11 protein-coding genes and 1 pseudogene are annotated in these 13667 nt (G+C 50.7%); 4 read left to right on the top strand and 8 right to left on the bottom strand.

Annotated elements, in window-relative coordinates:
* Positions 1 to 184, top strand: a 184-nt coding sequence (locus BLP45_RS14145; protein ID WP_090373136.1) for a hypothetical protein, incomplete at its 5' end; no start/stop codon positions are given.
* 7 nt (positions 185 to 191) lie between these two features.
* On the opposite strand, the gene BLP45_RS14140 is transcribed toward BLP45_RS14145, so the two are convergent.
* Positions 192 to 536, bottom strand: coding sequence for a winged helix-turn-helix transcriptional regulator (locus tag BLP45_RS14140; protein ID WP_256327848.1), 345 nt, complete (start codon positions 534 to 536; stop codon positions 192 to 194).
* 184 nt (positions 537 to 720) lie between these two features.
* On the opposite strand from BLP45_RS14140, the gene BLP45_RS14135 reads away from it, so the two are divergent.
* Positions 721 to 1440: a glutathione S-transferase family protein gene (locus BLP45_RS14135; RefSeq protein ID WP_371128763.1), complete on the top strand. Its 720-nt coding sequence runs from the start codon at positions 721 to 723 to the stop codon at positions 1438 to 1440.
* A 216-nt stretch (positions 1441 to 1656) separates the two neighbouring features.
* On the opposite strand, the gene BLP45_RS14130 is transcribed toward BLP45_RS14135, so the two are convergent.
* Complete coding sequence (locus BLP45_RS14130; RefSeq protein ID WP_090373133.1) at positions 1657 to 2040, bottom strand: hypothetical protein; 384 nt, start codon at positions 2038 to 2040, stop codon at positions 1657 to 1659.
* Between the two features lie 1041 nt (positions 2041 to 3081).
* Between BLP45_RS14130 and BLP45_RS14125 the strand changes: the two genes are divergently transcribed.
* Together BLP45_RS14125 and BLP45_RS14120 are read left to right on the top strand one after the other, a co-directional pair.
* Positions 3082 to 3537: a hypothetical protein gene (locus BLP45_RS14125; protein WP_090373132.1), complete on the top strand. Its 456-nt coding sequence runs from the start codon at positions 3082 to 3084 to the stop codon at positions 3535 to 3537.
* A 350-nt stretch (positions 3538 to 3887) separates the two neighbouring features.
* Entirely contained in the window at positions 3888 to 5276 is a 1389-nt protein-coding gene (locus tag BLP45_RS14120) for a porin (RefSeq protein ID WP_090373131.1), read from the top strand.
* A gap of 407 nt (positions 5277 to 5683) precedes the next feature.
* Here the strand turns inward: BLP45_RS14120 and BLP45_RS14110 are convergent, their stop codons facing one another.
* The 6 genes and pseudogenes from BLP45_RS14110 to BLP45_RS14085 all read right to left on the bottom strand — a co-directional run.
* Entirely contained in the window at positions 5684 to 6169 is a 486-nt protein-coding gene (locus BLP45_RS14110) for a hypothetical protein (protein WP_090373129.1), read from the bottom strand.
* Between the two features lie 254 nt (positions 6170 to 6423).
* A complete protein-coding gene (locus BLP45_RS14105) occupies positions 6424 to 6843 on the bottom strand; it encodes a hypothetical protein (RefSeq protein WP_090373128.1) in 420 nt (139 codons plus the stop codon).
* A gap of 544 nt (positions 6844 to 7387) precedes the next feature.
* Positions 7388 to 8284 carry a cysteine hydrolase family protein gene (locus BLP45_RS14100; RefSeq protein ID WP_218117997.1) on the bottom strand — a complete coding sequence of 299 codons (897 nt, stop codon included), beginning with the start codon at positions 8282 to 8284 and terminating at the stop codon, positions 7388 to 7390.
* A gap of 219 nt (positions 8285 to 8503) precedes the next feature.
* Positions 8504 to 12124: an urea carboxylase gene (gene uca / locus BLP45_RS14095; protein ID WP_090373127.1), complete on the bottom strand. Its 3621-nt coding sequence runs from the start codon at positions 12122 to 12124 to the stop codon at positions 8504 to 8506.
* A 172-nt stretch (positions 12125 to 12296) separates the two neighbouring features.
* Positions 12297 to 13187, bottom strand: coding sequence for a malonyl-ACP O-methyltransferase BioC (gene bioC / locus BLP45_RS14090; RefSeq protein WP_090373137.1), 891 nt, complete (start codon positions 13185 to 13187; stop codon positions 12297 to 12299).
* A gap of 180 nt (positions 13188 to 13367) precedes the next feature.
* Positions 13368 to 13667 (bottom strand): annotated as a pseudogene (locus BLP45_RS14085) (biotin synthase BioB); the annotation flags it as partial.

The following is a 13667-nucleotide window of genomic DNA, read 5'->3' as shown; positions in this document are numbered from 1 at the left end:
GGAGATATGGTCACTCTACCAGAGCGGCAAGCTGCATCCGGAGAGCAAGTTGAGCGGGCACTTCGAGCACAACGAGAAACCGGCCAATGTGGGCAGTGTCATGCGGGAAGTAGATGCCGCACTCAAAGAAGAGGCAGCACGACAGCGGTACAAGCAGGACATGGCAAATAGGGCTTCGCGTTAATAGTATTCTAGCGAGGCTCAACAGCGGGGAACACCGCAGCACCAGGATAATGCTCCCGCCCCCATCTGCTTATCGCTTCCAATACGGGCTTCAGGTCCTTGCCCTTCTCTGTCAGAATGTACTCGTAGCGCACGGGTTTCTGCTGGTAAACGCGTCGGGTAATAAGGCTGGCGGTTTCCAATTTTTTTAGCCGATCCGCAAGAATATTTGAAGCGATTTTCTCCGGTGAGGATATCAAGTCCTGATAACGCTTTTTACCCAATACCAGGTCGCGGATAATCAGCAGCGTCCATTTGTCACCGAAAATATCCAGCCCATTGGTAATGGGACAGCATGACCGCTCAAAGGCCAATTTCCCGCCTGATGTTTGGTCTGACGTTGCTTTTGATGTTTCTAATGCCCTGGGGTCGCCTGTCATGATCCACCTGTTGAGTCGCGCCAATGAAATAATGTAATACAGTAACTTGCACTTTGCAACATATTAAGCTAAGCTACAGTCGCTGGTGAATTGCAAGTTATTATACGTATCCAAACCGATGGCGGAGGCATTGATGTTGATGCTTTATCAATTTGCGCGTACCTGGGGAAATCCAAACCTAAGCCATTTCTGCTGTAAAACAGAGACATATCTGAGAATGGCAGGGATCGAATATGATATCAAAACAACGCTTCCGCTGTTTGCGCCGAAGGGCAAGCTGCCCTATATCGAGGATGGCGATCTAAAATTGGCTGATTCCCGTTTTATCATTCGGCACTTTAAAACCAGGTATAAAGATTTGGATCAAGATTTAACTTCAGCGGAGGCGGCACTCTCCCTGGCGATGCAGCGCTTGATCGAGGAACATCTATTTTGGGTGACCATGTATTCGCGGTGGCAGTACACCGATGCAAATTGGCAGGTCAATAAGAAAGCGATATTTGGGGTTTTGCCGCCCGGCATTCGCGATGTTGTGGCTTCCATCTACCGTTACAAGATCAATCAACAGATTTACGGGCACGGCACCGGACGGCATAAACCCAACGAGATTTTTGAGCTCGGCATGCTGGACGTCGACGCTCTGGCAGCATGTCTGGGAGAAAAGAGATACTTCCTGGGCGACCAGCCGACTACCCTGGACGCCAGTGCCTTCGGATTTTTGATCAATACCCTTGGCTGCCCAATCGAATCACCGCTCAAGGAACATGCCTTGTCAAAGGATAATCTGAGAAATTATGTTGACCGGATCAAGGCGGAATATTACCCCGATTTGCAGTAGGCAGGTTTGGGTTATCGGCTAATCCACACCGCGACGATGGGCCGACTATCGCGGGGTGGTAAGCCTGGAAGTGCGTCCTGAAGAGAAAAACGAATTCAAGCATTTCTCAGCCATCTTGGCAGCACGATCAGGACGAAAGCAAAGGCTCCACATATTTAAATTGTTCCCAGGTGGACACTATTGCAGCGGAATTGTAGGAAGCCCATCAGACGGTAGTCACTTCTTAAGCTCTGCGGCCTCCGAAGCCATTTTCCGGTGGGCTGCGGCTGCCTCCGCACATGCTTTCGCCGTTTTCTCATATTTAAGTATCAAAGCCTGGGTATGCGCCTCCAGCTCATGAGGCTGTCGATCGTACAGATAATGTTTTTCCTCATAACGTTTTAACAACTTTTTTTGTTCATTCGCTTTTAACTGCATTTCTTTAGCGGCCTCTTCAAAATGCCTTGCCAATGCGACATGTTCGTCCGGTGTCCTTGCATCTTGTTCAGCTTTAATAATATTTGTATTACGGCCAGCTTCGTGAGAGCTCATCTGAGCGCAGGCGGTTAGCCACCCGATGGCAAATAAGGCTGATAAAAATGTTTTTATTTTTACTGGCATCTCTTTACTCCAAAAATTAAATATGCGATACCATTTCAGAATATAATTGATTGGAAAAATACAACGGAATAACAATACATGTCAAGTTCTTATAATCGCGAGTTTTCTTCGCGCGAGGAGACACCGAGGCCTTGGAAGATGCGTTGATGTGGCCGTCACCCTCAGTTCAATAGTTGCTTCTGACGCGCTCACTGAAAGTGTGTTCAACGTTTCTGTGCTTCCCGGCATAACCAAGCCGGAATCGGAATTGAGTGGAGCTGGCGGAATATTTTGTATTTAACAAGGAAAAAAATACCGATCTGGATTGTCGCACCTCGGATGTCTATCCGGCAGGCGAGAGTTGGCGGGACAAGCATTAAAAGTAGCTATAACTCGGTTAAAAAGGATTTGACATTTTATTGATGCTGGCGTATATAGTTAATACACATGCTACGTGTAATGTCTTTCTTGGCCCACGGCAATTTGATTGAGAATCAATTTAGAGAAGTACGGATAAAGGTCAAGCTAGACCAAAAGTTTTATAGTTTGATATTGAAGTTGGAAAATTTGTTTTAGAACGTGAACTAGATTGTAGGAATTTCCCCAAACAGATCTTTTCTAACATCTGGGGCTCTGATCATTCGCCCCCCAGTAGTAAAAGGGACTCTGACCACCCGTCCAGTTGTAAAGGACTCTGACCATCCGTCCGGTAGTAAAAGGACTCTGAACGTCCATCCAGTAGCAAAAAGGACTCTGACCATCCGTCCAGTGGTAAAAGGACTCTGACCATCCGTCCGGTAGTAAAAGGACTCTGACCATCCGTCCAGTGGCAAAAGGACTCTGACCATCCGTCCAGTGGCAAAAGGACTCTGACCATCCGTCCAGTGTAAGGACTCTGACCATCCGTCCGGCAGTAAAAGGGACTCTGACCATCCGTCCAGTGGTAAAAGGACTCTGACCATCCGTCCAGTGTAAGGACTCTGACCATCCGTCCGGCAGTAAAAGGGACTCTGACCATCCGTCCAGTAATGATTTTTTGATCAATAGGATAGGAGAATCAAAATGGTAACGACACTAGGCAAAAAAGTAAAAGTTGTTTTTAGCGTGCTGTCCGCACTCGGTTTACTCGCCTCATGCTCGTCGATGAGGGCATACGAAACCAGGGGACATCCCGCCAGGCAGGCAGCTATTCAGAATGCCACAACCCCGAGTAATCATAAGGCCTTAGCAAAATACCATGATGATAAGGCCAAGGATCTGTGGGTAAAGGCAAAAGAACAAAAACAGTTACTTGAGCATTATGAGGAAAAAAGCTATCTCTACGGTAAACGCGCACAGGACCTTCAGGCACATACATGGGCATTAATACGCAATTATGAGCTAACTGCGACGGCAAATGAAAAAGAAGCCGTTGCTCACCGTAAAACCGCTTCTGAAATTGAAAAGGATACTAACTTCGCATCACACCCGCAAAAAGTTAATTTTATCAATGAAATCCTTCCCAAATTAAGGTTGTAGGAACTTTTCTCAAAGTCCTTACTGACCATCCCATTCGCCCCCAGTAGTAAAAAGGGCTGTGACCATCCGATCTGCATCAGCGCGATCTTCGCGTCCGCATCCAGCACATGGACTCGGCACGCCTGGGTGCAGGCTGGCCAACTACTGGCTGCCCCAGTACTCCAGCATGTACTTCACTTATTCCCGCGCTATGTCCAAGTCGATTCGCCCCTCTGTTCAGACCTCTAATAGCCGCCGGTACAACGCCATGGTTTTCATCGCACGCCCTCCTTGAAGACCTTTCGGACAACGTTCTAACCCATGTAAATGCCGGATAGATCATTTTTTAAAAGCTATAGGGGGAAATTGAAATGCAAAGCCAAATAATAAATATTCAGATCTTGGCAGGTGTGTTGCTTTTTCTACTTGCGCTGAATTTAAGCAACGCCTATGCAAATAGTGGCAGCGCCTATGCCAAGAATGGCAACCCCAATTTTAATAGCGGCAATTCCCCTGGTAATAGCTTGTTGACGCTATTTAGAGAAAGTGGCATAACGCTCGGCGGATGGTTTCAAGCTGGAGCAACTTACAATCCAGGTAATCCGGATAATGGATATAACGGTCCTACCAGTTTCAATGATCGTGCTAATCGGTTTCAATTGAACCAGTTTAATATATTTGTGGAGCGCCCCGTGGTGGCGGAGGGCAAAACATGGGATTTTGGAGGCCGTATCGATTTTATGTTCGGCACGGATGCTATTTATTACCAAGCAGGCGGCATTCCCGCTTTCGATGTGAACAGCGGCGAACCTAATAATAGAGGCAGTTGGGATCTTGATATTTGCTGTAAATCGACTCGCACCTATGGCATAGCGCTTCCTCAAGCCTATTTGGAATTCTATGTGCCAATTGGAAATGGCCTTAACATTAAGGCGGGACATTTCTTTTCACCATCGGGTTACGAAATCGGTCCGGCCCCTGATGTTTTCTTTTATTCAAAGGCATATTCCTTAAATAACGGTCATCCGTTCACTCACATGGGTTTATTGTTTGAGTATAAGGTTACCAAGAATTGGTCCTTAATTGGAGGACCAATTACGGGTAGCGGCACTGGAGGCTGGGATGGTAATTTGACGAGAACCGCACTCACTAACTGGAACGGTACGGGAGGGGTTATGTGGATCGGTGATGATAAGAGAAATTCATTTAATATCCTGGGTACTTTTGGTGATGTTTCTGCAAGGGCTCACGAGTCTTGGACTATGATCAGCTCGGTTTTGCAATATCGGGTTACCGATAAAACTCACTTCGTTGCTCATTATGTGCACGGATTCGTCGGAGGAGCGCTCCTGAATGGCGAGCAGAAGGATGTACAGTGGATGGGCGTCAATACGCACTTGTATTATGACCTCCTGGAGGACCTGACGATAGGCATCAGGGGGGAGTGGTTCCGGGATAGAGATGGTTTCCGCGTTCTCTCTCCACTTCGGGTAGCGTTTGCCACCAACAACCAAGGCGTAAGTTATGCAGGCAATTTCCCAATTACTTCCGCACCTGCCGATTATTATCAAACCACTATAGGCTTGAACTGGAAACCAGCGAAAAGATTGAAACTGGATAATTGGAAAGCGATGCGAAGCTTCAATGTACGTCCGAACATTCGCTATGATAGGGTGGTCGGCCTTGATCAACCGTATCGGCCCTTTGATAACCAAAAGGACCAATGGCAATTCTCACTTGATTTCATGGTATCGTTCTGAACTGATCAGCGAACCAGGGTCAGCGCATCATCAATTATCGGGTAAAGTCACCTCATGACCGTTCTGTGGATGACGTAATTGCTTTTTCTACTCCCGATGTTATTTAGCGATGAGGGACCGCTTCCTCCATTTCTGATCGCACCGCTTGCTCATATTTCCGAGATCAAAGCTTGTGCTTGCGATTTTGATTTGCGCGCTTGCCACCCATATCAACTGCTCTTCCTCATGCTGCTCAAGCAATTTCCTTTGTTCATTCGCCTTTGCCTGTATTTCTCTGGCGCTATCCTCATGATGATACCGTACTGTGAACGGCTTCATAGGGGTCATGGAAGACAGAAAAAAACCATGAAGCATCTGAATTTACCAGTTGCTTCATGGTTCGTTATTACTGACGATCCACGAACACATCAGTTATTTTCCGCGCGGGACGTTTCTCCAAATATCGAATTACTCTGCAAAGTGCCATGCACGGCGTAATTCTGTTCAGGTTTCCGCGCCATGTGACGATGAGAGACGGCTTCTTTCAGATTGGAGCGCGCATCTTGTTCATACTTGCGTATTAAAGCCAATGTATTCGCTCTCGCATTGTGGGATTGCCACCCATACAGATGCTCTTTCTCATACTGCTCGAGCAGCCTTTTTTGTTCATCCGCCTTTGCCTGCATTTCCCTGGCGGTGTCTTCAAAATGCTTCGCTATAGCTATATGATCGGCTTGGGGTACGGCGTTCCGAATAGAGGTGTGGCTGAGGGGATTTCCTGCTACATTCGGATTCACCGACGCACATCCGGCCAACAAACCGAGCAGGGATAAAACCGTAAAAATAACTCTTACTTTTAATACTGATATCGTTTCAGCCGACTGATTCCCGGCTGCGCCTAGTGTCGTTACCATTTTGATTTCTCCTATCCTATTAATAATCCGGACGGATGGTCAGAGTCCTTGCTATTGGACGAATGGTCAGAGTCCTTACACTGGACAGATATTCAGAGTCCTCCTTTTTATGGACGAATAATCAGAGTCCTAGATCATACAACAGACAAATCCACGGATATAATACCAACCATGGGATACATTGTCAAGTTTTATTGATAATTACTTCACAAAAACCATATACGCGTATCCCACTTTCTTCAGTTGATACCACATCAATTATTTCTGGAGGGCGATAAGTGGCCGTCCGTCGCATAACTTCGTTCTTCAGGTCCCGCTGCCATTTGACGGTGGGCGGCTGCTTCTTTCATATTTGATCGTGCCGCTTGCTCGTATTTGCGTATCAAAGCCCGTGTTTGCGATTTCGATTTATGAGATTGCCACCCATATAGCTGCTGTTTCTCATACTGCTCCAACAACTCCTTTTGTTCATTCACTTTTGCCTGTAGCTGTGTCGCTGCATCTTCATAATATCTCGCTATAGCCTCGTGATTGCTGGGAGCTGCCCCATTCGGAGCAGCGCCCCGAATCTCGGGAACGTCAACGAGATGAGCCGCGATCGCAGCGGGGTTTAGCGAAACCAGCAGCGCTCCCATCGATAGCGCTGCAAAAAATTTTCCTAATTTTGTTTTCATAATAATAAACCCAATTAGAATAAAGTTGAATTCATCCTAGCTCAGTCAACGTCATGAGTATATTGGGGAAACCATGATTTTTCGGTAAGGGAAACCCTTAGAAAAGGACCACGAAGCAGGGTCATGTAATATAGTCATAGCACTGTCGCCGATAGTGACCCCCAAGAAACCACTTAGTTCCACGCAGTTGAAATTCAGCAATATTAATATTGCTTGCGTCGACTCTTTACCGTCAATCTGGCAGCTTGGTACTTGTTAAAGCCAAAGATACGTCTGCGATGAATTTGCGCCGCAGCAAGGCGCAGCCAGAAGCGGCTCGGTAATATCTCTTAAGCGGGACCAGACAGGAGGTTGAAGAGCCTGCAGGAGATACCATCAGCAATGGAAGGTTGCTGCGGGGCTGGAACCTGCAGGGCTGGAACCACCGGAATTGCGGCGAAGAGGAGGATAGCATGCTCAAGGCTCCCAGTCATCTTTCCGCTTCGATTCTTCAAGTCCGGCAGGTTGCTCGTTACATCAGTTAACGAAGGTTTTTCGTTGATCTTTAGCGAAGCTGCTGATTCACTGCGTCAATAAACTTTTTTTTATCGGATACGTTGCCAAAGACACCGCCTTCCATCTTGATGGATTTTATGGCAGCTTCGTAGTTGCCTCGGTCGGTGGCGCCGGTGCAATCCTTAAGCAGCGTGCACCAATAACCGTAATCGTTAGCCTCGCGCATAATGGTATGCACACAAACATCGGTGGTGACACCGGTAATGATAATATGCGTTATGCCTAGATTTTTTAAGTACATGTGCAAGGTGCTGCTGCCAAAGGCGCCTTTACCCGCTTTATCCACAATATATTCGCCTTCGACGGGGTAAACGTCCGGATGAATATCCCAGTTCTTCTGGCCTCGAACCAGCAACCTGCCCAACCCACCCTCGGGAATCTCACCGATACCGACGCCTTTGCCGATTATCTTGCTGCGCAACACCTTGTTGAAAGGCGCATCAGAGAGATCCGGCTCATGTCCTTCACGGGTATGGATGACTTTTAAATCAGTCCCGCGTATTGCTTCGAGGCAATCCCTAACAGGCTTAAGGGCCGACGCAGTGAAGGATAAATCATACCCCATGACGTCGACATACCCGTGCCTGCCGCAAAAGTCCACTTGCATATCAACGGCAAGAAACGCTGTGCGTGCGCTGTCCATTTCAATCCACGCACTGTCGCCAAATTGGGGGCAGTCCTCGACCTCGAGCTTGAAAAGCGTACCGATCGGCCCGCCGTATTGCCAAGTTGGAAATTCGAACGTTTTGGTCTCCTTGAAACGCTCGGCGGCAATTTCCGCCCTTGCCAATAGGCGATCGCGACCTAAGCTATAGAAACTTTCATGTTTTTGTAATTTATCAACTCCAAGTCCCTCCTTCATTAATTCTCGTTCGCCGCGGCCCATTTCAGGTTTCCTTCAATAAGAAAATGTTTTACTTAAATATATGAAGATATATGTCCAAGTAACCGCTGTGCGCCTCCTCGCGCTCACGCACCTTCCTTGGATGAATTAGGTGGCTCACACAATCCGGGATCGGCTTGCAAAACCATTTGCGACGTAGGAATAAGGCAGTCTCACTGGCATCCCGGCGATAGCCGCCGGCAATGATCCGCTGCGCTAAACCTAACGCTGAATGATGAATAATACTTGTCCAGCTGACACATGCCCACCTTCCTTGCTGAATAGCTGGCGCACGATGCCGCTGACGGGCGCATCTACCGCGAATTCCATTTTCATCGACTCGATCACCAGAACCGGGTGTCCCATATCGATGCGATCCCCTTCCTTTACCAGCAGTTTCCATACCGTGCCGGTGACGTGCGCGCTGACGGCTTGCGCACCGTCCGGCAACTCCAGTTCGCTCTGCGTATCCGACTCGTCCAGAGTGATCTCGCTGATGTATTCCACTTTGCCCTCCACCGTCCAGCGGTCGCGTTCGGCTTCAAACGCGGCCTGCTGCTTGGCTTTAAAAGCGTTGATCGATGTCGCGTTGCGTTGCAGGAAGGCGTTGTACTGCTTCAAGCTGAATGTGGTCTCTTCCACGCGCAGTTTGAAGTGCCCGGTGATAAAATCTTTGCGCAGTTTAAGCAGCTCACTTTCACTTACCGGATAAAACCGCACCTGATCGAAGAAACGCAGCAGCCAGGGCTTCCCATCCTTGAAGTCGGCTGTCTGGCGATACCGGTTCCACATCTGCACAGTGCGTCCGACGAATTGATAACCGCCCGGGCCTTCCATGCCATATATGCATAAGTACGCGCCACCGATACCTACCGCATTCTCAGGAGTCCAGGTGCGTGCCGGATTGTACTTCGTGGTAACCAGGCGATGGCGTGGATCCACTGGCGTCGCCACTGGTGCGCCTAGGTATACGTCGCCGAGCCCCATGACCAGATAGCTTGCCTCGAACAGGATGTGCTGCACTTCCTCGACGCTGTTCAGCCCGTTGATCCGGCGGATAAATTCGATGTTGCTCGGACACCATGGCGCATCGCTACGCACCGACTGCATATATTTCTCAATCGCCAGCCGCGTTGCCCCATCATCCCATGACAATGGCAAATGCACGATACGCGTCGGCACCTCCATCTGCTCAATTGCAGGCAATTTCTTTTCCGCGGCAATGAGATTTTTAAGCAGCTTGTCGCGCGACAGCACACGCGAATCAAAGTGGATTTGCAACGAGCGAATGCCGGGCGTCAGATCGATAATCCCTTTGAAGCGGCCGGCATCAAGAGCTCCCTGCGCCCACTCCATCAGCGCGTGCGCACGAAAACGCAGATTGAGGTCGAGTTCCGGCGGCCCGTATTCGACCAGCAGATTTTTGTCGCCGGACTGGCGATACACCACCTGCACCTGTTGGGAATTTTCCGGAATGCAATGCAGGACAGGACTATCCATTGCGCCGCCTGGCTTGGGAAATGCGGGAAGAATTTTCGGCACCCGAAGATGTTGGATAGTTGCATCCTGCAATTTTTCCAGCGCAAGCGCCTGCTCCACCGACATTCGGCAGAAACGCACGCTATCTCCCGGCTTAAGTTGCCCCATCTTCCATAATTCGGCATGGACAATAGTCACCGGACAAACGAAACCTCCCAGGCTGGGGCCATCCGGACCGAGTATCACCGGCATGTCGCCGGTAAAATCCACCGCGCCGATAGCGTATGCATTGTCGTGGATATTGGACGGGTGCAGCCCCGCCTCACCCCCATCACTGCGTGCCCAATGCGGCTTCGGACCGATCAGGCGCACCCCGCTGCGACTCGAGTTGTAATGCACTTTCCAGTCAACAGTAAAAAGTGTCTGGATATCCTCTTCTGTAAAAAAGTCCGGCGCCCCATGGGGGCCGTACAGCACGCCAATTTCCCATTTATCGCCGTAATGAGGAATCAGTTCTTCCTCAAGCACGCGATGGGCGCGACTATTCGTCGCCTCGATATGCAGTAGATCGCCGGTAAGCAGGGTGCGCCCGGCGTGCCCCCCGAATTGCCCCAGTGTGAAAGTAGACTTGCTGCCTAGGTAATCAGGTACATGGAAACCGCCTTGAACAGATAGATAGGCACGGCAGCCATGGCCCAAGAGCTTCCCGAATTGCAATAGGGAGCCGGCTTTAACCGAATGCGACCGCCACTGCGGCAAAGGCTCGCCATCCAGACGCACCTCCATGGGGGCGCCGCACACCGCAATGACGCTCTCGCAGTTAAAGCGTAGCGCCGGACCGGCGAATGTGATCTCGAGTCCGGCCTTATCTTCCGCGTTATTAACCAGGCGATTGGCCAAGCGAAACGCCAGGCCATCCATCGGGCCGGATGGCGGCACCCCGATATTCCAATACCCGATCCGTCCGGGATAATCCTGCACCGTGGTTTGCACACCGGGGCTGAGGATGTCGATCGTATGTGCAATATAATGAAAGCCATTCAGGAAGCTCGTCGTGTGCCGTCCGCTGCAAAAAGCTGCGCTGCGCAGAATCTGTTTAAGATAGTCTAGATTGGTTTCGATGCCTTGCAGCGCGGTCTCATCCAGCGCGACCAGCAGGTTAGCGATGGCCTGCTCACGGTCTGCTGCATGCGCAATGATTTTTGCCAGCATCGGGTCATAAAAGGGAGACACCTCGACACCGCGCTCCACCCAGGTTTCGATACGCGCCACGGACGGAGGCGGAAACTCCACCGCAGTGAGCGTGCCGCAGGAGGGCTGGAAATCTCTCGCTGGATTTTCGGCGTATACGCGTACTTGAATCGACGCACCATGCGACCGGATGTCGAACGAATCCAGAGGCGCCAGTTCGCCCGCCGCTTGCCGCACCATCCATTCCACCAGGTCAATACCGGTCACTTCTTCGGTTACCCCATGCTCCACTTGCAGCCGTGTATTCACCTCCAGGAAATAGAATTCGCCGCTCGATGCGTCAAAAATATATTCCACGGTACCGGCGGACTGGTAGTTGATGGCCTTACCTAAGCGTACGGCAGCATCCAGCAGAGCCTGGCGTAGATGAGGGGTCAGATGGGGTGCGGGTGTTTCTTCAATAACCTTCTGATTGCGCCGCTGCATTGAGCAGTCGCGTTCGCCCAGCGCAATCACCTGGCCTTTGCCGTCGCCAAAAATCTGCACCTCGATATGACGCGCATTCTCGACGTATTTTTCCAGAAACAGGCCGGCATCCTTGAAGTTGTTCTGCGCCAGATATTTCACTGATTCGTAGGCACCGCTCAACTCATCTCTGTTCCAGCATAGACGCATGCCGATACCACCGCCCCCGGCAGTACTTTTCAGCATGACCGGATAACCGATATGAACCGCCTGATGAAGCGCCTCTTCCACGTCTTCCAGCAAGGCGGTTCCCGGCAGCAGCGGCATCCGGTTCTGCAAAGCCAGGTCTCGTGCCGTATGCTTGAGGCCGAAAGCGCGCATCTGCTGCGGCGTGGGGCCGATGAAGCAAATACCATGTGCAACGCATTGCTCGGCGAAATCCGCCTTTTCGCTGAGGAAGCCATAGCCAGGATGAATTGCCTTTGCACCGGCATGCTTTGCGGCATCCAATATCTTGTCAGTGCATAGATAGCTTTCGGCGGCGGTTCCACTGCCGATGCAATACGCCTCATCGGCCTCCAGCACATGCCGCGACAGCGCATCGGCATTGGTATAAACCGCCACGCTTCTCACGCCCATGCGACGCAATGTACGGATAATGCGGCAGGCAATGGCCCCGCGGTTGGCAATCAATACTTTCTCAAACATGATTATTCCTAATTCTGGTCGTCTGTCTACTTGTCGACAGCCGTACTACGCGCGCCAGAAGCATGCTGTAACGCGCAACTCGCTAGGGTCGAGTCTTGCCTACGTCCGTGGCGCTTGGTAAATAACCTTCTGCCATAAGGAGATAAAGAGCCGCCCTTTCAGAGTCGCCCTTTCATGCGAGGCCGATTTTCCGCCTTGTTTCAGGCGTGAGAACTGTTTTTTGCTGCTGCGGCTTCCAGGCATGGCCATAAACCACTTCGAAGGTTGCCGGGAGTTTCCCTTCCACGCGCAGTGTCTCGTAATGGTTTATCGCTTGTTGCCAAGTGGTTTTTCCGGTTAATCCACGCCGCCTGCCCTGGGTGGCATTATGGGCACCGATGGCCTTTAGATCACGCATCACGCCAACTACGTCGTCATAGGTCAGGGTAATGTATTCCATGTCCATCACTGGTGTGCCGAAGCCATTATGCACCAACATGTCGCCAATGTCGTGCATGTCGAAAAAGCGGTTGACATGGCTGTATTCGTCGATGCCGCGAAACGCCTGGCGCAGTTCCTTCAGGGTATCGGGGCCGAAAGTGCTGAACATGAACAAACCACCGGCTTGAAGTACTCGGTGCACTTCGGCAAACGTGTGATTAAGGTCATTGCACCATTGCAGCGCTAGGTTGGACCAGATCAACCCCGCGCAGGAATCCTTAAGCGGCAACTGCTCTATATCGCCAATCACATAGCCGGGCCGGTTCCCGGTCTGGTTTCCCAAAACCGCCAGGAACTGCCGCCACCATGAGATCGCGCCGCGCGCCCGCACATGCATGGCCGGGGCGATGTCGATTGCCAGGACCTTGGCGTTAGCGTAGCGCGTGGCCAGCTTCCGTGTCCCATAGCCGGTGCCGCTGCCGGCATCGAGAATAACAGCGGGGGTGTGTTTGATATAATCGAGGCGCGACAGCATGCGCTCGCATACCTCGCGCTGCAGGGCTGCCGTCTGGTCGTAACCCGGGGCTGCGCGCTCAAAGGCGTTGCGCACCTGGCGCTTGTCGATAATATGGTCGTAATTCACGCGATTACCCAAACTATGCAAACCATGAAAGAGGCCTGACCAGGCAGACTAAAAATTATTGGGATAGAACATGAATGAGCATAAATGCAATGAGGCACTAATTTAGATTCCGCAATTAGATCCGCAATTGCTAATTCATCCACCTCGCTTCATAGTTAACCGGTTTATGTTTATGAATCACTACATCGAACGCAGTCCGAGTTTGTCAAATAATGCCTTGTCCCGCTCCGCCTCCGGATTGCCGGTGGTCAGCAGTTTGTCGCCATAGAAGATCGAATTGGCGCCGGCAAGAAAACACAGGGCCTGCACCGCATCCGACATTTCCTGCCTGCCCGCCGACAGCCTTACCATTGCCTGGGGCATGGTTATACGTGCCGCCGCGATAGTGCGCACGAATTCCAGCGGATCCAGTGCCGCTGTGCCGTGCAGCGGCGTCCCTTCGACCTGGACCAGGTGGTTGATGGGGACGGATTCAGGATA

Origin of the sequence: Nitrosospira sp. Nl5, from assembly GCF_900102495.1 — a bacterium.
In the GTDB taxonomy this organism is placed as follows: domain Bacteria; phylum Pseudomonadota; class Gammaproteobacteria; order Burkholderiales; family Nitrosomonadaceae; genus Nitrosospira.
This window is presented reverse-complemented; position numbering and strand designations above follow the sequence as displayed.

Bases quoted from the DNA above. Each gene is read 5' to 3' on its own strand.
- BLP45_RS14135 (WP_371128763.1), top strand. From the start codon at position 721: ATGGCGGAGGCATTGATGTTGATGCTTTATCAATTTGCGCGTACCTGG.
- BLP45_RS14130 (WP_090373133.1), bottom strand. From the start codon at position 2,040: ATGCCAGTAAAAATAAAAACATTTTTATCAGCCTTATTTGCCATCGGG.
- BLP45_RS14125 (WP_090373132.1), top strand. From the start codon at position 3,082: ATGGTAACGACACTAGGCAAAAAAGTAAAAGTTGTTTTTAGCGTGCTG.
- BLP45_RS14120 (WP_090373131.1), top strand. From the start codon at position 3,888: ATGCAAAGCCAAATAATAAATATTCAGATCTTGGCAGGTGTGTTGCTT.
- BLP45_RS14110 (WP_090373129.1), bottom strand. From the start codon at position 6,169: ATGGTAACGACACTAGGCGCAGCCGGGAATCAGTCGGCTGAAACGATA.
- BLP45_RS14105 (WP_090373128.1), bottom strand. From the start codon at position 6,843: ATGAAAACAAAATTAGGAAAATTTTTTGCAGCGCTATCGATGGGAGCG.
- BLP45_RS14100 (WP_218117997.1), bottom strand. From the start codon at position 8,284: ATGGGCCGCGGCGAACGAGAATTAATGAAGGAGGGACTTGGAGTTGAT.
- uca (WP_090373127.1), bottom strand. From the start codon at position 12,124: ATGTTTGAGAAAGTATTGATTGCCAACCGCGGGGCCATTGCCTGCCGC.